General features: G+C 34.6%; 19 protein-coding genes. 10 read left to right on the top strand and 9 right to left on the bottom strand.

The window, feature by feature from the left end; all coding sequences use genetic code 11:
* Positions 1-209: 209 nt before the first annotated feature.
* On the top strand, positions 210-1,526 hold the full coding sequence (locus tag DZ60_RS0106810; protein WP_025741343.1) for a hydroxymethylglutaryl-CoA reductase, degradative: 1,317 nt from the start codon (positions 210-212) through the stop codon (positions 1,524-1,526).
* Positions 1,523-2,458, top strand: a complete 936-nt coding sequence (locus DZ60_RS0106805) for a GYDIA family GHMP kinase (protein WP_025741342.1) — start codon at positions 1,523-1,525, stop codon at positions 2,456-2,458. The genes DZ60_RS0106810 and DZ60_RS0106805 overlap by 4 nt, the downstream gene beginning before the upstream one ends.
* A gap of 260 nt (positions 2,459-2,718) precedes the next feature.
* Here DZ60_RS0106805 and DZ60_RS0106800 read toward each other — a convergent pair whose 3' ends face one another.
* The 3 genes from DZ60_RS0106800 to DZ60_RS0106790 are packed head-to-tail and all read right to left on the bottom strand — an operon-like array spanning position 2,719 to position 4,661.
* Positions 2,719-3,666: a hypothetical protein gene (locus DZ60_RS0106800; protein ID WP_025741341.1), complete on the bottom strand. Its 948-nt coding sequence runs from the start codon at positions 3,664-3,666 to the stop codon at positions 2,719-2,721.
* An 11-nt stretch (positions 3,667-3,677) separates the two neighbouring features.
* Complete coding sequence (locus DZ60_RS0106795) at positions 3,678-4,172, bottom strand: hypothetical protein (protein WP_025741340.1); 495 nt, start codon at positions 4,170-4,172, stop codon at positions 3,678-3,680.
* 24 nt (positions 4,173-4,196) lie between these two features.
* The gene (locus tag DZ60_RS0106790) at positions 4,197-4,661 is read right to left on the bottom strand and encodes a hypothetical protein (RefSeq protein ID WP_025741339.1); all 465 of its coding nucleotides are present in this window, start codon (positions 4,659-4,661) and stop codon (positions 4,197-4,199) included.
* A 182-nt stretch (positions 4,662-4,843) separates the two neighbouring features.
* On the opposite strand from DZ60_RS0106790, the gene DZ60_RS0106785 reads away from it, so the two are divergent.
* Together DZ60_RS0106785 and DZ60_RS0106780 are read left to right on the top strand one after the other, a co-directional pair.
* Complete coding sequence (locus DZ60_RS0106785) at positions 4,844-5,407, top strand: TlpA disulfide reductase family protein (protein ID WP_025741338.1); 564 nt, start codon at positions 4,844-4,846, stop codon at positions 5,405-5,407.
* A 28-nt stretch (positions 5,408-5,435) separates the two neighbouring features.
* The gene (locus tag DZ60_RS0106780; protein ID WP_025741337.1) at positions 5,436-6,185 is read left to right on the top strand and encodes a thioredoxin family protein; all 750 of its coding nucleotides are present in this window, start codon (positions 5,436-5,438) and stop codon (positions 6,183-6,185) included.
* A gap of 77 nt (positions 6,186-6,262) precedes the next feature.
* Here DZ60_RS0106780 and odhB read toward each other — a convergent pair whose 3' ends face one another.
* Both odhB and DZ60_RS0106770 read right to left on the bottom strand, forming a co-directional pair.
* Positions 6,263-7,483 (bottom strand): 2-oxoglutarate dehydrogenase complex dihydrolipoyllysine-residue succinyltransferase, encoded by a 1,221-nt coding sequence (gene odhB, locus DZ60_RS0106775; protein ID WP_025741336.1) that lies wholly within the window; start codon positions 7,481-7,483, stop codon positions 6,263-6,265.
* A gap of 66 nt (positions 7,484-7,549) precedes the next feature.
* Complete coding sequence (locus DZ60_RS0106770) at positions 7,550-10,333, bottom strand: 2-oxoglutarate dehydrogenase E1 component (RefSeq protein WP_025741335.1); 2,784 nt, start codon at positions 10,331-10,333, stop codon at positions 7,550-7,552.
* A 102-nt stretch (positions 10,334-10,435) separates the two neighbouring features.
* On the opposite strand from DZ60_RS0106770, the gene DZ60_RS0106765 reads away from it, so the two are divergent.
* Positions 10,436-10,993: a hypothetical protein gene (locus tag DZ60_RS0106765; protein ID WP_034228958.1), complete on the top strand. Its 558-nt coding sequence runs from the start codon at positions 10,436-10,438 to the stop codon at positions 10,991-10,993.
* Between the two features lie 146 nt (positions 10,994-11,139).
* On the top strand, positions 11,140-11,502 hold the full coding sequence (locus DZ60_RS0106760; RefSeq protein WP_025741333.1) for a hypothetical protein: 363 nt from the start codon (positions 11,140-11,142) through the stop codon (positions 11,500-11,502).
* 179 nt (positions 11,503-11,681) lie between these two features.
* Here DZ60_RS0106760 and DZ60_RS0106755 read toward each other — a convergent pair whose 3' ends face one another.
* From DZ60_RS0106755 to DZ60_RS0106740, 4 genes are all read right to left on the bottom strand, one after another.
* The gene (locus tag DZ60_RS0106755) at positions 11,682-12,845 is read right to left on the bottom strand and encodes a hypothetical protein (protein WP_034228955.1); all 1,164 of its coding nucleotides are present in this window, start codon (positions 12,843-12,845) and stop codon (positions 11,682-11,684) included.
* A gap of 181 nt (positions 12,846-13,026) precedes the next feature.
* Complete coding sequence (locus DZ60_RS0106750; protein ID WP_152537384.1) at positions 13,027-14,322, bottom strand: hypothetical protein; 1,296 nt, start codon at positions 14,320-14,322, stop codon at positions 13,027-13,029.
* Between the two features lie 171 nt (positions 14,323-14,493).
* Entirely contained in the window at positions 14,494-14,853 is a 360-nt protein-coding gene (locus tag DZ60_RS0106745) for a hypothetical protein (protein ID WP_025741330.1), read from the bottom strand.
* Positions 14,846-15,820: a polyprenyl synthetase family protein gene (locus tag DZ60_RS0106740; protein WP_025741329.1), complete on the bottom strand. Its 975-nt coding sequence runs from the start codon at positions 15,818-15,820 to the stop codon at positions 14,846-14,848. The genes DZ60_RS0106745 and DZ60_RS0106740 overlap by 8 nt, the downstream gene beginning before the upstream one ends.
* Positions 15,821-15,992: 172 nt before the next feature.
* On the opposite strand from DZ60_RS0106740, the gene DZ60_RS0106735 reads away from it, so the two are divergent.
* The 4 genes from DZ60_RS0106735 to DZ60_RS0106720 are packed head-to-tail and all read left to right on the top strand — an operon-like array spanning position 15,993 to position 22,656.
* Complete coding sequence (locus DZ60_RS0106735; protein ID WP_025741328.1) at positions 15,993-16,589, top strand: TetR/AcrR family transcriptional regulator; 597 nt, start codon at positions 15,993-15,995, stop codon at positions 16,587-16,589.
* 5 nt (positions 16,590-16,594) lie between these two features.
* Positions 16,595-17,956, top strand: a complete 1,362-nt coding sequence (locus DZ60_RS0106730) for a TolC family protein (RefSeq protein WP_025741327.1) — start codon at positions 16,595-16,597, stop codon at positions 17,954-17,956.
* 8 nt (positions 17,957-17,964) lie between these two features.
* Positions 17,965-19,131 carry an efflux RND transporter periplasmic adaptor subunit gene (locus DZ60_RS0106725; RefSeq protein ID WP_025741326.1) on the top strand — a complete coding sequence of 389 codons (1,167 nt, stop codon included), beginning with the start codon at positions 17,965-17,967 and terminating at the stop codon, positions 19,129-19,131.
* Positions 19,132-19,137: 6 nt separating this feature from the next.
* On the top strand, positions 19,138-22,656 hold the full coding sequence (locus tag DZ60_RS0106720; RefSeq protein ID WP_025741325.1) for an efflux RND transporter permease subunit: 3,519 nt from the start codon (positions 19,138-19,140) through the stop codon (positions 22,654-22,656).
* The last annotated feature ends 225 nt before the right edge of the window (positions 22,657-22,881 follow it).

Here is a 22,881-nt window from a genome sequence, read left to right as displayed (position 1 = left end):
ATGGTTAAAAATCATAATCGCCAAGAATACTAAAAAATCTTCGAAAAATACAACATTTGTTGTTAAATACAATAATTTTAAGGGTGCATATACATTTCTCGTTAACATATCTTCAATAAAACCTTACATGGCAAATAGAAATTAATGTATAAACCAAGTATAATAAAACAGAATAGTATATTTGAAACCTCTAATACCAAAATAACAGAATGACACCTCTAGTTTCAGGATTTTCTAAACTCTCAAAAACAGATAAAATCAAATGGCTTGTAGAACATCATTTTAACAATGATCAAAACGCCATTAATGTATTAACTACCTACTGGAATTCTGACAAGAAACTTCAAAAGCTCCATGATGAGTTTACCGAAAATACAATCTCTAATTATTATTTGCCTTTTTCGATTGCTCCCAATTTTTTGATTAATGGTAAGCGTTATACACTACCAATGACTATTGAAGAAAGCTCTGTAGTTGCTGCTGCAAGTAAAGCTGCAAAATTTTGGCAAAATCGCGGTGGTTTTAAGGCAGAAGTCCTCTCTACTGTAAAAGTAGGACAAGTCCATTTTTCATTTACTGGGGATCAAAAAAAACTACAAGCATTTGTCGCAGCTAGTACTGCTAAACTAATCAGTTCAGCTTCTCATATTACTAATAATATGGAAAAACGTGGTGGTGGAATTGTAGCCATAGAACTCAGAAATAAAACCGATGAACTTGACAATTACTACCAACTGCATTGTACCTTTGAAACGGTAGATGCAATGGGAGCCAATTTTATAAATTCCTGTCTTGAGCAATTTGCTAAAACCCTGCTTGTAGAAGCAAGAGAATATACTGATTTTACGGATCAGGAGAAAGACATAGATATTATTATGAGTATCCTCTCAAATTATGTCCCTGATTGTTTGGTAAAAGCCTCTGTCTCATGTAACATATCTGAATTACCTAATACGCCACAACTTTCGTCTTATGAGTATGCAGAAAAGTTTGTACGTGCTATTCGCATTGCAGAAATCGAACCTTATCGCGCTGCTACTCATAACAAAGGAATTATGAACGGTATTGATGCGGTGGTGTTGGCTACAGGAAATGATTTTAGAGCTATTGAGGCCGGAGCACATGCATATGCATCAAGAAATGGAAAATACACTAGTCTGACGCATGCAGAAATTAAAAATGACATATTTACCTTTTCGATAAAAATCCCATTAGCCATGGGTACCGTAGGAGGGTTAACATCGCTACACCCCTTAGTAAAGTTAGCATTGCAAATTCTCGAAAAACCAGATGCTAAAAAATTAATGAAAATTACAGCAGTTGCAGGTCTTGCTCAAAATTTTGCTGCGATAAACTCTCTAATTACCACAGGAATTCAACAAGGACATATGAAAATGCACCTAATGAATATCCTTAATCAGTTTGATGCCACAGAAATTGAAAAAAAACACCTTGTAAATTATTTCAAAACCAATACAGTGACCCACAGCGAAGTTGTTACGCAGATTGAAAAATTAAGATCATGAAGACAAAACAATCTTTCTACAGCCACGGAAAACTTCTACTAACGGGAGAGTATCTAGTCCTTGACGGAAGTAACGCTTTGGCTATTCCTACCAGATTAGGGCAATGGTTATATGTTAATGAAATTGAAGAAGTAGATTCGAAATTACTGCACTGGAAAAGTATGGATCACTCTGGTAATTGTTGGTTCGAAACAGAAATACATTTTGAAACTCCCGAAAACGCAAATCCAGACCATAAAATACACAACACACTACTAAAAATACTAAATACAGCAAAGCAACTGAATCCCAAATTTCTTTCTGAAGAAAAAGGGTATTACATAGAAACCAAATTAGAATTTAATAGTGCATGGGGCCTCGGATCCTCTTCTACATTAATCAATAATATTGCGCAGTGGGCAAATGTAAATGCCTATGAATTATTAGAGAAAAGTTTTGGTGGCAGCGGATACGACATTGCTTGTGCAAAACATCACAAACCCATTGTCTACAAACGTAACCTAGGAAAACCTATTGTTACAGAAACGGACTTTGACCCACCATTCAAAGAAAATTTATTTTTTATCTATCTCAATCAAAAACAGGATAGTAAAGCCTCTATTAAACACTATCAGTCATTGCCTATTAAAGATTTTGATACCGCAGAAAAAAAGGTGAATGAGATTACAGAGAAAATGATCGAATGTACGGATTTAGAAACCTTTGAAATTTTAATAAATACTCATGAAGAAATCATTTCTAAAATAATTAAAACCCCTACGGTAAAATCCAGATTGTTCCCAGATTATCATAATAGTCTCAAAAGTCTCGGTGGTTGGGGTGGCGATTTTGTACTTGCAACCGGATCTCCTGAAGATATGTCTTATTTTAAAGATAAAGGTTATACTACCATTATTCCTTATAGTGAGATGGTATATCTAAATGAAAAATAAGGTTTCAAAATCTAAGTTTTATTTAGAGCTATATAGAAGTTTTATATTTGGGATAAATTAATTTCCTTTTCAAAATATTTCAAATCACGACCACAACAATATATCTTTATTGACCTTATCTCTAAAATTCGTTAATTCATGTTGACCACGATCAAAAAAAAATTTTGGTTGTTAATGAATTAAATGTTTTTGTAGTAAGCACATAAAGGCTAATTACTCTGTAAGAGATTAAACTCGTATTATATGTTAGAAAATATGTGTTAAAAACGCACCTTTTTATACTTAATAAAAAATCGAGTGTTTTTATCCCACCCAAAAGCTGTTACATTCATCACAATCATGGTTAATGAAAAAAGAGGTAACCCCATTAATAAGGCAATTCCGGCGTGAAGCAATAATATACTTGATAACCAAAATTTCCTTGTTTTTTGAGGCCAAATAAAAACCAGATAACCGCACTCTATTAACAATACAGACCATCCTATAAATTTTGGCACAAAAGGCCATACCGACAACCAGTCATAGCTAAATGTAGAAAATTGTGGTTGCATTAAGGCTCTCCAAATCGCCTCACCATCCCACCATTGCGCTCCCCGCATCTTAGCTATCGAAGTATTTAAATATATGATGCATAGGTGAAGCTGTAAAGTTCGAATAGACAATCCAGACACAAAAGAAGGCTGGGTTGTTTCCTTACCAAACAAATGAAAAATAGTCAGACTCTTACCTACCGGCATCCAAATTGCATAAAAGAAACATATTTGAAGCATGGTATCGAGACCATAGATTGACATAAAACCACTGTTAATTATGGTTAAATGACATATCCAAACCAAAAAAGCAGTTACTCTTGTTATAATCCCCAAAATAAAACCAAGTAAAGATATACCATATACCAAAAAAACAAGGTACACACATGTTTCAGGAGAAAAGCCTATAGGCTCTGTAAGTAGATACAACTTACCAATAGAAGGAAACCAAGTATATGTATTAGTTTCGAGAATAGCCCATTGTATAAAACCAAAATTACCATATAATTGAAGAAGATATGGCCATAATTGTATCAATAAAAATAATGCGATTAATCCTATACCAATTCTAAAAAACCCAAGAGGAAATGGTGATATTGGAAACAAGAAAAAAGAAGTTATTTTATCAAATACAGTGTGCACTATTTTACTTAAAGAAACTTGCTTTAGATAATTCATACCTCCAAGGCTTATTTATTGATTTCCTTTTCAAAACGTCCCATATAAATCATATTCCAAGAAGGCTGCATCCCATTTCGATATTCTTGAATTGTAGGTATAATATATGCTTCTGTAAAAACAGTGATATCACAAATACTATCACTCTGACCAAATAACAATGTAGCCCATGAACGTGCAAAAAGATCACGTCCTTTTGGATTTCTCATACCAGAAGAAATCAAATTATTATAGCGTGTATTCACTAGTTTGTTTTCAGCTCTAAAGGGTAAGAAATAGACACTATCAGATGTTGTCTTGGCTATAAAACCAGCTCGTGTGTCATTAGCAATATTCGGGGCAAAATAAGTATAATCTCTAAAACACCCTGCAAAATCTCTGTATATCCTGAGATACTGATATACACCTGAAGGTTTTTTATTTTCAAAATTCGTCCAAATAAAGATGTTAACCAGCAGTAAGTGTGTGATAGCCAAAATCACATATATCAATTTTGTTTTGATCATGCTACGTTATAATCTTAAAATCAATTATTTTCGAATTTGAATAAATTTACTTTTATCAATATTCTTAAGAATTTGATCAATCCTATCATAGACAGCATTTCCGTCTGCATCAGCCTCACTATCATTTCCTCTAGCTGCAGAATCACTATTAACATGTGAGCCTGCTCCGCCTCCTTCGCAAGACTGAAAAATAGCTTGTAAATTTCCTTTTTCTACATATGAAATTCCTTTTGATATCGCAACACGGCGAACCTCTGTTATTGGTAGGTTACCATATACTTCTGAACCCACAATTTTTGAATCCTTAAAAACAGGTAAAACAATTCTATACTCATCTTCATCTAATTCATTAAGAACTTGAGTAATACGACGAACATCTTCTTGTGTAAAATCATCTCCAGCTTTTTCCTGACATGAAGAAAACAGAATAAGTAAAAGAAAGGAAAGCAATAGATAACGAAAAACGGCGGCGACTAATGAAGTTTTCATAAGTTATTTCGATATGGTTAGTGATTTAATGTACAAAAAAAACATTAGCAATCGTATTAAATTAACCTCAAATTAACACACAATCTACTGAAAACAAGATAAATACAATTCAAAAAATTTACTTTAGTTAAAGTAACATTAAATACTTTTGACTTTTTACAAAACCCAATAGATTTGTATGTATGAAAAAAATATTTCCTATTCGCTTAGCTTTTATCGTTTTTGCATCGATTTCTTTTTATAGCTGTAAGTATACAGAGAAACCGAAAAATGATCAAGAAGTAGTGAAAAATACCATCCAAAATCAAAAAAACACTGAGGTTAATACGATCAAAACTCTTGATTTTAAAGAACTAGAACCCTTGCTTCATACAAAAAGTGACACAACATATGTTGTTAATTTTTGGGCAACTTGGTGTGCACCTTGTGTAAAAGAATTACCTTTTTTTGAAACCTATAATCAAAAAAATAAAGATCAAAAAGTCAAGGTACTACTTGTTAGCCTAGATTTTGCCAAAGATATCGAAAAACGACTTCTGCCATTTATCGAAAAAAGAAACATTCAATCCGAAGTAGTTTTACTTGATGATGGTGATGCGAATAGTTGGATCGACAAAGTTGACCCCAACTGGTCTGGAGCCCTTCCTTTTACTCTAGTTTTCAATAGTGAAAAACGTAATTATTTTGAACGTTCATTCGAAAGTCTTGAAGATTTAGAAAAAGTCATTGATGAAACAATACTGTAAATTTTTAGAATAAAAAACACATATAGAAATGAAAAAACTAAGTTCAATTATTATAGTTATGGGGCTTACCATTACTATACTTACTTCTTGCAAAAACAATCAACAATCAAATACTATTGAGGGTAAAGAAGAACTTTCTAGTACTACTGAAATGTCTGATCGCAAAGGACCTCCTTCTGGTGCAGAAAAAGAAAGACCACCAAAAGGAAAAGGTCCAGTTCAAACTAAAACTCTCAATGAGATCGGAGGGTATAAAATTGGTGAAACCGCTACAGATTTTTCACTTAAAAATGTTGATGAAACTATGGTTTCTCTTGCAGATATTAAAAATGCAAAAGGATATATCATCACTTTTACATGTAATGAATGTCCTTTTTCTAAAATGTATGAAGATCGTTTGATCGAGCTACATAATAATTTAGCCCCAAAGGGATATCCTGTAGTTGCTATCAACCCTAACCATCCAGAAATAAATGGTGAGAGTTTTGAAGATATGCAAGCACGTGCTAAAGAAAAAGCTTTCCCATTTGTTTACCTTGTTGATGAAGGGCAAAAAATATATCCGCAATATGGTGCTGTAAGAACTCCACATGTATTCGTGCTAGACAAAGATCGAAAAGTACAATATATAGGAGCAATTGATGATAATGCGAGATCTTCTGAGGAAGTAAAAACTAATTATATTGAAAATGCAATTATGGCATTAGAAAAAGGAGAACAACCAGATCCTAATTACACAAAAGCTATTGGGTGTACTATAAAAGTAAAAAAGGCATAAATCAAACAAGAGAGTATTACATATAAAAAAGCCACGATGTACATCGTGGCTTTTTTATATGTAATACTTTGTATATACTATAATTCTAAAGCTCTTAATACATTATTATCCATCAATAATTCTTCAGGATTTTCAAGTGCCTCTTTTACAGCTACTAAGAACCCAACAGATTCTTTACCATCAATAATTCTATGATCATATGATAACGCCACATACATTATAGGAGCTACCACTATCTGTCCATCACGAACGATAGGACGTTCTACGATATTATGCATTCCTAAAATGGCACTTTGTGGTGGATTAATTATTGGTGTTGACAACATGCTCCCAAAAACACCTCCATTAGTAATCGTAAAAGTTCCTCCGGTCATTTCATCTACAGTAATTTGACCATCACGTGCTCTTATAGCCAATCTTTTTACTTCAGATTCTACTCCTCTAAAGCTTAAGTTTTCTGCACTACGAATTACCGGAACCATAAGTCCTTTAGGTCCTGATACCGCAATACTGATGTCTTGAAAATCAAAAGATATCATTTCCTTACCATCAATCATAGAGTTAACCGCAGGATACATCTTTAATGCTCTTACACAAGCTAGTGTAAAGAAAGACATAAAGCCTAATCCTACACCATGTTTACTTTTGAATGTCTCTTTATACTGCTTACGCAAATTAAAAATTGGTTGCATATCTACCTCATTAAAGGTAGTCAGCATTGCTGTTTCGTTTTTAACAGAAACTAATCGCTCTGCTACTTTACGACGAAGCATTGATAATTTTTTTCTCGACTCTCCTCTACTTCCTAATCCTGGAGTCCCCATTGATGGTTTAGCATCGATAGCATCGGCTTTGGTAATGCGACCATCTCTTCCAGTACCCTGAACTTGTTTTGCGTCAATTCCTTTTTCAGCTAATACTTTTTTGGCTGCTGGCGAAGCCGTTCCTGTAGCATAGCTTTCAGTTTTTGCTGGTGCTACCGGAGTAGCTACTGGTTCTGGTGCTTTTTGTTCAGCCTCTTTTGGAGCCTCTGCAGCCGGCGCATCTCCTGCTGGTTTGGCCGCATCTGTATCAATATGACATACAACCTGCCCTACTGCTACCGCATCGCCTTCTTCTGCCATAAGCGTTATGACACCACTTGCCTCTGCTGGTAATTCTAAGGTTGCTTTATCACTATCTACTTCTGCAATTGCCTGATCTTTCTCTACATAATCACCCGACTCAACAAGCCATTGTGCTATTTCTACTTCTGTAATGGACTCTCCCGGTGAAGGGACTTTCATTTCTAAAGCCATAATTCTGATTTTATACTTTGTTACGCTTTCGCGAAAATATTCTAATTTATAATCTAGTTTATCGTCTTACTTCTTTTTTCGTTTTTGATTATCTTTTGTTTTGTCAAAAACATAATCAATTACTTCCTGATGCCTTCTTTTAGACCTTGTAGAACTACCTGCTGCAGGAGCACCGTATGGTCTCCTACTTGCAAATCTAAAAGTTTTTGCTTCATCATAATGCATCAAAATATGACTTAATGCACCCATATTTCTAGGCTCTTCTTGTGCCCAAACTATATCATCAGCACCATACTTCTTGATTAAAGCATCCATTTCTGTTGCAGGAAGTGGGAATAGTTGTTCTAATCGAACTAAAGCAACATCATTTCTTGAAGATGCTTCTTTGACCTCTAAGAGATCATAGTAAAACTTACCAGTACAAAAAACCAATGTTTTTACATCCTTTGCCTTTGCAATAGGATCATCAATGATTGTCTGAAAACTTCCATCTGTAAACTCTTCTACCGAAGAAACAACTTTTGGATGGCGTAATAAACTTTTGGGAGTAAACACAATTAATGGTTTACGATATGCTGCTTTCATTTGTCTACGTAACAAGTGAAACAGGTTTGCAGGTGTAGTTACATCAGCAATAAACATATTATCCTTGGCACATAATTGTAAATAACGCTCCATTCTTGCTGAAGAATGTTCTGCACCCTGTCCTTCATACCCATGAGGTAGCAACATCACCAAACCATTCTGTAATTTCCATTTGTCTTCTGCCGAAGATATATATTGATCAATCATAATCTGGGCTCCATTACTAAAATCCCCAAATTGTGCTTCCCAAATAGCCAATGTTTTAGGACTTGCCATGGCATATCCATAATCAAAACCAACTACGCCATACTCAGATAGAAGCGAATTGTATACATAAAAATCGCCTTGTTCACCTTTAAGATTATTAAGCAATAAGATTTCTTCTTCACTATCTTCTACTTTTACCACAGCATGTCGATGAGAGAATGTTCCTCTTTCTACATCCTGGCCAGATAATCGTACGTCGTATCCTTCTTTAAGCAAAGAACCGTATGCTAACAATTCTCCCATAGCCCAATCTAATTGATCTTTTTCAAAGAACATTTTCTGTCTCTGCTCGATCAATCGTTCTATTTTACGCAAGAATTTTTTATCTTCTGGTAATTTTGTAATTACCTCAGCAATCTCTGTAAGTGCATCTTTCGAAAATGTAGTATCTACTACTTGCATCATCTCATCTTCTTGCACTCTCACAAACCCAGTCCACTCATCTTGCATAAATGGTGTAATGACGGTCTTTTCTTGTTTTCTAGAATCTTCTAATTCTTCTTCTAGAGATGCTTTATATTCTGTTTCTAATTGCTTTACATACTCCTTAGTTATAATACCTTCTGCAGTAAGTTTATCTGCATAAATATCTCTAGGATTATTATGTTTTGCAATGGCTTTATATAATTTTGGTTGTGTAAAACGAGGTTCATCACCTTCGTTATGACCATACTTACGGTATCCTAGTAAATCTATAAACACGTCTCGCCCAAAATTCATTCTAAAATCTAATGCAAAATTTGCGGCGTGCACTACAGCTTCTGCATCATCTGCATTGACATGTAGTACAGGTGATAAAGTTACTTTACCAACATCAGTACAATAGGTTGATGAACGTGCATCAAGATAATTTGTCGTAAATCCTATTTGGTTATTCACTATGATATGAATGGTTCCTCCTGTTTTATATCCATCTAATTGTGCCATTTGAACAATTTCATATACTAGACCTTGTCCGGCAACAGCAGCATCTCCATGCACAACTATTGGTAATACCTGAGAAATATCATCTTTATAATGACGATCTTGTTTTGCCCTTGTAATCCCTTCAACCACTGCACCTACAGTCTCTAAGTGAGATGGATTCGGGGCAATATTCATATTTATTGCTTTTCCTGTATCTGATTCTCGTTTAGAAGTCCATCCTAAATGATACTTTACATCTCCATCAAATACTGCCTCTTCATAATCCTTACCATCAAACTCGCTAAAGATATCTTTCGGGCTTTTGCCAAAAATATTTGTTAAGGTACTAAGACGACCACGATGCGCCATTCCCATCACAAACTCCTTAACTCCCATGTCAGAAGCCTTTTCTACTAAAGCATCAAGCGCAGGAATTAAAGATTCTCCTCCTTCTAAAGAAAAACGCTTTTGCCCAACATATTTTGTATGTAAAAAGCTTTCGAAAGAAACCGCTTGATTCAATTTTTTAAGAATATGCTTTTTCTGATCTGCAGAAAACTTAGTTCTGTTCGTATTAAAATTAATACGACTTTGAATCCATTCTCTTTCTTCAGGATTACGGATATACATATACTCAATACCAATAGCATCGCAATAAATTTGTTCGAGATGAACAATAATATTACTTAAAGTATTTGGGCCTATCGCAATAATTTCTCCTGCATTAAACACAGTGTTAAGATCTGCCTGACTTAGTCCAAAATTCTCTAATGCTAGCGTTGGGGTATATTTTCTTCTATCTCTTACCGGATTGGTCTTAGTAAAAAGATGTCCTCGGGTTCGGTATGCATCAATAAGGCGAATTACCTGAAATTCTTTTTGAACATTCTGAGGCACAGCAATTGTCTCTTCAGACGACTTCTCTACATATATAGTCTCTCCTGATCCATCGGCACTCTCTAATCCAAAATCAAAACCTTGAAAAAATGCACGCCAGCTTGGCTCTACACTATCGGGGCTCTGTAAATATTGATCATATAAATCTGCAAAAAATGCGGTATTAGCCGCATTCAAAAATGAATATTTATCCATATGTAAGTATTCAACTATCTTTTTAATGATAAAACGCAACAAAAATACAACAATTACAGTATATTAGGTGTTGAATTATTTATATTTATCTTGTAATTTTTTATGAAATTAACAATCAAAGCGACGGCAATTAAAGATATCAAAAAGTGCTTTTTGCTTCTCTTCGCTGTTTTCTTGTTGCAAAATGTACATTCTCAGGATAAAGACTTCTGGTCTAAGGTAAGATTTGGCGGTGGTATTGGTTTGGGGTTCTCTAATGATTCTTTTACTGGTTACATTGCTCCTTCTGCCATCTATGAATTTAATAATTGGTTCAATGCAGGAGTAGGATTACATTTTGGATATAGTAGTTTCTCTAATGATAATATCGGCACACAAAGTGAAAGTGAGAGTACCAATTATGGTGGAAGTTTAATTATGTTGGCAAATGCTTCTCAGGCACTTCAATTTTCTGCTGAGTTTGAAGAAATGTTTGTAAATCGTAGCGTAACAATAGAAAATCAAACAATAAAGGACACATATTGGTATCCTGCTCTTTTTCTAGGAGTGGCATATCGCGTAGGCAAAATAAGTGCGGGTGTAAAATATGACATTTTATATGATACCGACACAAGCATCTACGGCAGTGCATACATCCCCTTTGTTCGGGTTTTCTTGTAAGTTTACTACATCATATTATTTACCTATATGCTTTTTGTCGACAAAAACAGCGCAATCATCTGTTTTATAATATTTTGATTACTGATTTACTAGAAAAAAACTACGGGTTTACTATATTTATGTTCTAACAACAAAATAAGTCCCCGATGAAAAAACAACTCTACACATTAGGTATTAGCATTTTACTGGTAGGATGCTCAGGTAGCAAAGAAACAGTGCAATCTAATTATGACCCTGCTAATAATCCTTATTATGTTAAAAAAACACATCAAGCAAAAGGAACAAAAGAAATTGATACTCCCGAATTGAGTAAAAAAATTAACTCGATTATTGCCGATTATCTAGGAGTGCCCATGAATGCTATTGCTCGATCTCCTATTACTCAGACCAAAACAGGATATCAGTGGAAATTTATGAATGTTAAGACAGGAAGTAGTTTTAGCGCATCTTCTGATTTTAATTTTTCTTCGGTAAAAATCTCAAAAAATAGTGGTGTTTCGAATTTATAAGTAACACCATATTTTATGATCTGAAAGTTACTTAAAATAGATTCATACTTTATGAATGGATAACTGATATGTCTTACTACTTCTAAAACCTTTAATAAAAACGCTTTATAAAACCCTCTGCTTTTTCTTTAAAACAGGTTGTCTTATAAAGCGTGCTCAATATTCTATTAATTATTATATTAATTCAATAACTGAAAATAACTCGAATATTCTCCTACCAAGGTAGAGGTAAAATAAGACTCATCTGGGTCACTTGTTTTAATAACTGGCTTTATAAGTACTCTTATTTGCAATGACTTTGACACAGGACTATCAAAGGTGATAGAGGTACCTACAACTGACGGAGGAGTATATGTATAATACCCTGTAGTTTCTGGAGACTCGTAACCCGTAATTTCATCCGCACTGTTTGTATTAAAATTAAGAACTATTTCTGAGTCATCATAAATTGTATACCCAGCTGTACTATTTGCTCCAGTAATGTATACCTGAACCAAAAACTTATCCACTTTATTTTCGGGAGCATTCGTTACTGTAGGTATGGTCCAAGAGATTTTGGCACTGCTTTCAGTTATACTACTTACTCTTACTTCAAAATCTGAGACCTCTACTCTTTTATCGGTTCTAATTGTAAAATCTTTAATACGTAATTCAGCACCTGCCTCCTGACTTTTGGCAACTACTCGAATATCATGCTCTGTATCCACGTCTAATCCCCAAATCGAATGATATTGATAACTACTGTATGCCAAATTCTCTTCAACTTTTTCGTTATCTACAAAAAGATCATATCTATAATCTGTATAATTTGTCCAAGCACCAATATACCATCTAAATTGTATGTGATTTGATGAAATATTTCTGGTGTCAATTACAAAATCATCGTCAGAATCTTGACGTGTATATCTAAATTTCTTATCCTGTGACCATGCGCTTTCATCAAAACTGTATACCCAAGAACTTCTTAAAACATCGATATCCCATTTAGGCAATGCTATATATGCCCCGGCACTTGTAACAAACAAAAAGTTTGTATCCTCACTCCAAATCGAGAATTTTTCTGCTTCTCCGGTATCAGGATTCCCATAAACAGTATCACCTACTCTTTCAAAATAATAACCATCCTCAGCAGCCCAGGTGATTATAGTATCCGAAGCTGATTTTGACTCTATAAATTCTGAATTAGTAAATCGTTGATTTTTTAGTTCTTCAAACGAGTCTGGTGTTGGTGTGGTAGCAGACTCTGTAAAGGTTTCATTTTCAAACCCTTCTTTCTCACAAGAAGTAATAAAAAGTACTAGAGTAAGAGATAGCAATGCCATCTTTTTTAATGTGACTGTCATAATTTTAAATATATGGTTAATAACTTATTATATAACAAGCAAAAGTACCCTAAGAAGAACCATCTGATACCCCCTTTTTCAGTGAAAAGTCATACCCCGTTTTCAGGTAAGACACCTTATCCTCTATTTAAAATTATGACAATTTCAAAAAACCTCTAATGCCAGTTATAGTTTAAATTTGCTAGAAATCTTCCATGATCATATAAACGCGTGAAGTCGCTGAAGTTCCGTTTGCAAAAATCGCCTGTATGTATACTTCATAAATTAAACCGAAGTATGCACCTATGTAATTTGACATATCAATTGAAGTCACTGTACCAGGAAGTTCTGTTACAAATTCTGTATCGTTACCATCATCAATATAAACAGCGTATATAAAATCTTGTCCATCTGGTGATACAGGTTCATTCCATTGAACGAGATGTTCTCCAATAGATGCCTGACGCGCATTGAAGGTTACGCTATTATCCTCTATAGGCTGACCTGCTAATCTAAAATCATTATGCACGGCATTACGCACAGTATACGTTTCATCTATTACTATTGCTTCTACAAGCACATGAATATCTAAGGAGGTTACTTGAATATTTGTAATTTGTATCGTTGTATTCGTCGTAAAAGTTTGTTCTCCCCCAACAACGACACGATACTCTATCTCTGCCGATGAATTGGTTACTTCTGGAACCGACCATGACAAGGTAATTGCATCTGTTGCAATATCGATAATCTCAAGATCAAAATCAGAAATCTCAATGGTTTTTCTTGTTGTAAATGAAAAATAATTGATCTTTACGATAGCCCCTTCTGTTTTAGCAACAACTTTGGCTTCATAATATGTATCTTCATTAAGTGATCTAAAAAGGTAAAGTGCTCGCGAATCGGTTAGATTTTCCTTAATTTTTTCTCCATTCAAAAAAATATCATATGTATAGCCCAAGAATGCGTCTCTATCCCAATCAATAGAAACATACCTATTGGTAATATATTTAAAATTGATTAAAAAATCATCGTCAGATTCTTGTCTGGAGTATCTTACTTCTTTATTCGGCAACCAAATGCCCTCATCAAAACTATACAGGTATGAAAACCTCAAATTATTTTGATCCCATTTTGGCAGGGCATAGTACTCACCTGTTGATGTCTTTATGGCATACATAAAGTTAGTATCCTCAAGCCAAACTGTATATTGCTCAACATCATCTCCCGAATCCGGATTTTCGTATATATAATTCCCTAATTGTTCAAAGTAAAAACCATCTTCACTAGCCCAAGTAATAACGGTATCGGATATTGATTTTGCTTCTAAACTTGCCGTTCTTGATTTACCCTTTAACTCGCCAAAAGACATTGGAGTAAAATCGGTATTTGATTGATTTTCGTTGAGAGATATGCTCTCAAATTCTTCTTTCTCACAAGAAATAAAAAACATGAACATAGCAGCGAACAATAGCAACGCCATTTTGTTGATTGAAGTCATAACAAATAAAATGATTTATGGTTAATAATGAATGCAATATAGTAAGCCCAAAAGTACTTTAAGAAGAAACTATATAAACCCCCATTTTCAGTGAAATTGCGTTCATTGATTTTGACAAACCATATTCTGATGTCGGCATCAAAAAATTACTTTATAATTGTAAAATTCATATCAATAAGAATTTCGAAACCCAACTTTTTGCCATTCCCTTTTTAAAATTAAATACGTGGCATACTTTGAAATATCAAAACTATCCTCTGAGTCGAGATTTCTTATTTTAGTTTCAGAAACGTCAACTGCATATAATAAGTTTACATACTCATGAAAACCCCCTGAATCCTGTAATTTATTGGAGATCAAATTCTCTAACTCGACAAAGACTTCCCAAGGTTCTTTACTTTCTAAAACATAATCAATCCCAGCACGGTTAATATCTTTTTGTAATTGCATTAGAAATTGAGGATATAATTCTGACCCAGAAACCTCTTCTAACCACTGTTTTGTAGATAATAAATTATAATTTTTAGACACTTCGATTCATTAGTTTTTCACCAAAAAGCCGCAGTATTTCTTTCTTATCCTCTGTAATAGACATATTATCTAACAAGGAAAAAGCCTTTTGGGTGTAGTCCTCTATTTCTAATCGAGCCTTTTCTTTGGCTCCTGTTGATTCAAAAAGCGAGGTTACCATCTGTATTTTTTCTGTTGGGTCATCTGGAGTAAGAGAAAATAATCCTTGTAATTGTTTTTGCTCATTTTTAGTAGCAAACTCTAATGCTTTAAGGTATAAAATCGTTTTTTTATTTTCGATAATATCACCCCCTACTTGTTTTCCAAAAGTCGCTGGATCCCCAAAAGCATCTAGATAATCATCCTGAAGCTGAAATGCAAGCCCTAGTAATCTTCCGAAATCATAGATTGAAGAAGCGCTACTTTCTGAAGCTCCCGCAACAATGGCACCCATTTTCATAGCCGCACCCACCAAAACTGCGGTTTTATATTCAATCATTTTTATGTACTCAGGAATCGTAACATCATCTCGAGTCTCAAAGTCAATATCATATTGCTGCCCTTCACAAACCTCTATAGCCGTTTTTGTAAATAGTTTTGCCAACTCTTTAAACGTTGCACCTTCATAATTTTCAAACAACTGATATGCATTAATCAGCATTGCATCACCAGAAAGAATTCCTGTATTGATATCCCACTTTTCATGAACAGTTTCTTTACCTCTTCGTAGAGGAGCATCATCCATAATGTCGTCATGTATAAGAGAAAAATTATGAAATGTTTCTACAGCAAGTGCTGCATCCAACGCCTTTTTATAGGATACGTCAAAAATTTCGGAAGTCATCAATACCAATACAGGGCGTAATCGCTTACCTCCTAGCTTGAGAATATAAGAAATAGGTTCATATAAGTTTTTAGGCTCTTTGGTATTTGTTTTTTTGGATAAGTATTCTAAAAAATACTGTTGATACTCAGAAATTGTGTGCACGCTACTTTTTTTTGCTAAAGTAAAATAAAAATTCCTGAAACAAATATACCTTTTATTGTTACCACAAAATTAATAAAATATCAAGGGTGTTAAAAAACTGTGAAACCTAGGAAACTTTTATTGTTTTTAAAGTTTCCTTGTGTACATTTGACCCATATTTAGAACCCCTTTAATGAAAGAGAAAATAATTGAAAGAGCAAACGAATTGTTTCTAAACCTAGGGTTTAAGAGCGTAACTATGGATGATCTTGCTTCAGAAATGGGTATTTCCAAAAAAACAATCTATGCTCATTTTCAGAACAAAACCAAACTTGTAGAAGCTACAACCGATTATCTATTCTGTACGATCTGTGACGGTATAGACACTATTTTAGAAGAAAAGAAAGAACCCATAGAAGAATTATATGCAATTAAGGCTTTTCTAATAGAACATCTTAAAGACGAAAAAACATCCCCTCAATATCAACTCCAGAAATATTACCCCAAAATACATGATATACTCAAGAAAAAACAATTCGAGGTTATGCAAGAGTGTGTCATCGAAAACCTGCAAAGGGGTATTGAAAAAGGAGTTTTTAGAACAGGAATTGACGTCGAAATTACATCGAGACTTTATTTTATAGGAATGATGGGTATTAAAGATCAGGATATGTTTCCTGTACAACGCTATCCTATGTCAAAATTAATGGCTGATTACCTTGAGTATCATGTAAGAGGTATTGCCACAGAAAAAGGACTTCATATTTTAAACAAATTAATAAACCAGTAAACCATATGAAAAATTACTTTTGGTCATTGTGTTTCTACAGCGTATTTATATTGTCTGCATATGGGCAAGACACACCTGTGTCATCGCAATATTCATTCACCCTAGAAGAAGCTGTTGAATTCGCCTTAGAAAATAGTTATCAATCCATCAATGCCAGGCGTGATGTTGCCAAGGCCCTCAAAAGAAAGTGGGAAGCGACAGCAGACGGTCTACCGCAAATTAATGGATCCGTTGATTATCAAAATCAACTAAAACAACCTGTAACATTAATTCCGAGTGAGTTTTTTGGTGGGGAAGAAGGAACATTTTCTCCTGTTATTTTCGGAGTCAAACAACAACTTTCTGCAACCGCAACCTTGTCACAACTTATTTTTGATGGATCTTACCTAGTAGGTATAGAAGCTGCAAAGAGTTATTCTCAATATACTGATGATGTAGCAGAAAAGACACAATTAGAAGTTCGCAAAGGTGTAATTAATGCTTACGGAAATGTGCTAGTCGCTCAAGAAAGCGTAAAAATTCTTAAAAACAATATTGCTGCTCTTGACAAAAATTACCAAGAAACCAAGACTATTTTTGAAAACGGACTTGCAGAAGAAGAAGATGTCGAACAACTTCAGATCACCCTGTTACAGATACAGAATCAACTAAGCAATACAGAACGTCTAGAAAAAATAGCAATGCAAATGTTTAATCTTTCATTAGGTGTTGATATCAATTCTAATACCGTTCTTTCTGATACTTTAGAAAGTTTATCAATGAAAAAAATGGAGAAATCTATCGTTGACAAACCATTTGCAATCGAGAATAACATAGATTATCGATTAGCAGAATTATTTACCGAACAAACCCGATTAGAATTAAAGCTCGAGAAAAGTAGAGCTTTACCCTCTTTATCAGCTTTTGTAAATTATGGTACAACGGCCTTTGATAATGATTTTGTATTCTTAGAGAGCGAAACTCCTTGGTTTCAATCTTCAATTTTGGGTGCAAGCTTAAATATCCCAATTTTCAGTTCGTTGCGCAGAAGTGCTCGTACGCAACAAGCAAAAATTGCAGACAAGCAGGCAAAAACCGACTTTTTAAGAACACAACAGGAGATTCAACTTAGATATGATACTGCCATTAGTGATTTTAAATTTTCTATAGAAAGTTATGATACCGCTAAACAAAACCTCGGACTCGCCGAACGTATCGAAAAAAAGAATCAGATTAAATATTCAGAAGGGCTTGGTAGTAGCTTTGAACTAAGACAAGCACAATTGCAACTATATTCTTCTCAAGATGAAATGTTGAATGCAATGTTAAATATAATCAACAAAAAAGCCGAACTAGAAACGATTTTAAACACACCCAATACTAAGTAATCCTAATTATGAAAAAGATATTAGCCATAGTATCCATAGCTATACTCATTGTATCATGTGGACAAAAAGACGCAGCATCTATTGATAAGATCATAGAAGAAGGCAATCTTACAGCATTACGAACCAAAAGAACAGAAATCGTTGCACAACAACAAGCCGTTGCTGATCAATTGCAACAATTAGATGCAGCTATTGCTTCTCTTGATTCTGTGCAAAAACTTCCTTTGGTAACTACTATTACAGCAAAAGACACCCTATTTAATCATTATCTAGAATTGCAAGGAAATGTAGAAACCAAAAAAAATATTGTACTCTATCCAGAAATGAGTGGTATCCTGACTACTGTTTATGTTAAAGAAGGACAGAAAGTATCAAGGGGCCAACTACTTGCCAGAATTGATGATGGTGGACTTAGCCAACAATTATCTCAGATAGAAGTTCAGGCACAATTAGCCAAAACTACTTTTGATCGTCAGAAAAGACTTTGGGATCAAAAAATTGGTTCAGAAATTCAATTTCTCGAGGCAAAAACAAATTACGAAGCACAAAAAAATGCTGTAGACCAAATCAAACGTCAATTAGCTAAAACTACAATTAATGCTCCTTTTTCGGGAATCGTTGATGATATTATTTCTGAACAAGGAACCGTAGTGGCTCCGGGGCAAACTCCATTGATTCGAATTATCAATCTTGATAATATGTATATACAAACTGAAGTGCCAGAAAGATATCTCCCTAACATCACTACAGGTAAAGATGTAGAAGTATTCTTCCCGGTTTTAGGAAAAAGCAGCAAAGCAAAAATTAGACAAGTAGGTAATTACATTAATCCTAATAACCGTTCTTTTATAGTAGAAATTGCGGTACCATCAAATGGCGGGACTGTAAAACCAAATCTAACAGCTAAGGTGAAAATCAACGACTATACTAGTGAAAAAGCAATCCTTTTACCACAAAGTATTATTTCTGAAAATGCCGAAGGAGATCAGTATATGTATGTAACATCAAACAAAAATGCTGAAAATATAGCACAAGCCAAAAGGGTAATTATTACCACAGGAAAAACACAGGGAGATTTGATAGAGATCACCCAAGGAATCCAAAATGGAGATGCCATCATTAGTGAAGGTGCTAGAAGTGTAAAAGATGGACAAAAAGTTAAAATTTTAAAGTAATCCACTATGGAAGTTAACAAAAAAAAGGTAGAGAAAGAATTCGGTCTTTCCTCCTGGGCTATTAACAACCCAACTACCATTTATGTAATGATTGCCATATTTCTGGTTTTAGGACTCTCTGCATATTTCTCTATGCCAAGAGAAAATTTCCCTGAAATTAATGAAACTAAAATCTACATTAGTGTTCCCTATCCCGGAAACACTGCCGAAGATATTGAACGACTAATTGTTGATCCGCTTGAGGATAAATTAAAAAACCTAAGTGGTGTTGTAGAAACCTTATCGACATCACAAGAGGATTATGGGATTATAACCGTCGAATTTGATGAAGAGCTTAGCGTTGCTGCTGCAAAGCAAAAAGTAAAAGACGAAGTAGACTCTGAAAAATCAAATGAAGATTGGCCTACATTTAATGGGGCAAAGGTAGAACCTAATGTCTTTGACTTGAGTATTTCTGAGGAAACACCTATCATGAATATTAATATTGCTGGGGATTATCCTGTAGATAAATTAAAAGAATTTGCCGAATATCTCGAAGAAGAAATCGAAGATCTTAAGGAAATAAAAAAGGCAGAAATTCGAGGTGCACAAGAAAAAGAAGTAGAAGTAGCCGTAGACATCTATAAAATGATGGCTGCAAAGGTTAGTTTTGATGATGTGATTAACACCATAAGAAATGGTAACGTAACCATGTCGGCAGGAAATATGATCACCAGTGGGCAACGAAGAACTATTAGAATATTGGGAGAGATCAACCAACCTACCCAATTAGATAATTTTGTCGTAAAATCCGAAAATGGTGCCGTTTACTTAAGAGATATTGCAGAAGTAAAGTTCAAGGAAGAAGATAAAACTACCTATGCCCGAGAATTTGGCCATAATGTAGTCATGCTTGATGTGATGAAGCGTTCTGGTAAAAACATGATTGAAGCGGCAGAAAAAATAAATAGTATTATTGAAGATGCTAAAGAGAATGTATTCCCTAATGATCTAAGCGTAACAGTAGCAAATGATCAATCAGAAAAAACCAATAATCAAGTAAGTGACCTTGTTAATAATATCATTTTTGGAATTATTCTGGTTGTGGGCGTTCTTATGTTCTTTTTAGGTTTTAGAAATGCATTATTTGTTGGGTTTGCGATCCCCATGTCTATGTTTATGTCCTTCATGATCCTATCTGCTCTAGGATATACGATGAACACAATGATCCTATTTGCCCTTATCATGGGATTAGGAATGCTGGTTGATAATGGTATTGTTGTAGTAGAGAACGTCTATCGATTGATGGAGGAAGAGGGGATGTCAAGAATTGAAGCCGCTAAAAAAGGAATCGGAGAAATCGCTTTTCCTATCATAGTATCAACAGCTACAACGGTTGCAGCATTCATTCCGTTAGGAATGTGGCCAGGAGTAATGGGTCAATTTATGATCTATTTCCCCATTACATTATCAGTAGTATTGGGATCTTCATTATTTGTGGCAATTTTTATTAACTCGATGCTCGTTTCTCAATTTATGGAGGTAGGCGAAAAAATCCTTACTGTCAAACAACTAATACGATTAAGCATCATTTTAGTAGGTATCGGAATATTCATCTTAGTAGTAGGTGGAGCTGTGAGAGCACTAGGGACACTCATGATCTTTACTGCTATCATGTTTTGGGTATATAAATATGCTCTAAAAGGTGCTGCCAATGTTTTTCAGCGCAGATTTCTAGTATGGTTAGAAAATCTATACCAACGTTTTTTAAGATTTGCTTTAAAAGGATGGAGATCGTATGGCTTTGTAATAGGAACTTTTATTCTATTATTCGTAGTTTTTGCAATGTTTGGTGGATCTGTAGGGAGTCAGCGTACCAAAGTAGAATTCTTTCCTGACAATACCCCGAACCAGATTATTGTCTATATAGAATACCCTCAGGGAACTGATATCGAAAAAACCAATAAGATCACTCAAGATATTGAGAAACGTGTATATGCTGTTGTTAATGACAATGAGTATATCGAAGGCCAGGAGTACAACTTCTTAGTAGAATCTGCGGTATCTCAGGTAGGTGAAGGAGCCGGTAATCCTCAAACCGATGGAGGTAGTAGTGCCGAAATGCCACACCGCGCCAAGATTACTGCTACAATGCGAGAGTATAAATTCAGAAAAGGAAAAGATTCTGAGGTTTTACGAAGTAAAGTACAAGAAGAATTAAAAGGTATTTACCCCGGAGTTGCTATCTCGGTAGAAAAAGATGCCGTAGGACCTCCTGCGGGATATCCTATTAACATAGAAATCGAAGGGCCTAATTATGATGACTTAATAAATATCGCAGAGCAAATGCGTAATTTTATTAATGAAAAGAACATCCCTGGTATTGAAGAACTAAAAATTGATGTGAATAAAGGCAAACCCGCTATGCAGGTTGTGGTCGACCGACAAAAGGCAGGAGAGCTACAAGTGGCAGCAGGACAAGTAGGAAATCAATTAAGACGTTCTATTTTCGGAGAAAAAGCAGGTGTTTATAAAAAAGATGGTGAAGATTATGATATCTATGTTCGATTTAATGAAGAAAATCGATATAACACTAGTGCTATTTTTAATCAAAATATCACATTTAGAGACCCTTCTAATGGCCAATTAAAAGAAGTACCGGTGTCTGCAGTTGCAACACAAAAAAACACCTCTTCTTTTAGTGCTATAAAACATAAAGATACTAAGAGAGTTGTGACCGTTTATTCTGGATTACAACCTGGCTTTACCGATGCTGGTGCCATTGTATCACAAATTCAAACCGAAATGGCAAGCTTCAAAAAATTACCCAGAGGTGTCAAAATAGATTATACAGGACAAATTGAAGAACAAGGAAAACAAATGTCTTTTTTGATGGGAGCCTTTTTCTCTGGGCTGGGATTAATTATGCTAATCCTTATCTTCCAATTCAGCTCTATTTCTAAGCCTACAATCATAATGATTGCTATTTTCTTAAGTTTTATTGGGGTTTTTGGAGGAATATTAATTACCGGAGCTTCTTTCGTAATTATGATGACTATGATGGGGATTATTTCATTGGCCGGTATTGTAGTAAACAATGGGGTCGTCCTACTAGATTATACCCAACTACTTATTGACCGTAAAAAGGCATCACTCAATGTTCCTGAAAAAGATCTTTTGCCTAATGAAGAGGTTATGAATCTTATTGTTAAAGGTGGTAGAGCACGTTTAAGACCTGTTTTACTTACGGCAATAACTACAGTTTTGGGGCTTATCCCTCTAGCTATTGGATTTAATATTGATTTCTTTTCATTATTTAGTACAGGTGATCCAAAAATCTATTTGGGAGGAGACAATGTAATTTTCTGGGGGCCTTTGGCTTGGGCTGTAATTTATGGTTTAATTATCGCTACGTTCTTAACTCTAATTATCGTACCATGTTTATTTTATATAGTAAATAGAATTAAGGTGAGATTCAGCAAAAAAAGAGTGGCTGAAATAGAAGAAAAAAATGATGAAACCCTGATTACACCAGCTGCAGTCTAGTAGAAATTAAAACCTTTTATTCAATATAAACTTTTGGACCTAAAAGGGCAGCAAAATATTGTAACCAAAGCGCCACAAAATATTGTGGCGCTTTTATATATGTATATATTTCAATTCTGAAATAGCTCTGGACAAAACACCTTCTTCTAAATCATCGATCTTCTAATACATGATGTGAGTTACACTTTGAAAAAGCGACCCTCTCTGGTAAAAATCCATAGTTAA

The organism is Aquimarina pacifica (genome assembly GCF_000520955.1).
In the GTDB taxonomy this organism is placed as follows: domain Bacteria; phylum Bacteroidota; class Bacteroidia; order Flavobacteriales; family Flavobacteriaceae; genus Aquimarina; species Aquimarina pacifica.
This window is presented reverse-complemented; position numbering and strand designations above follow the sequence as displayed.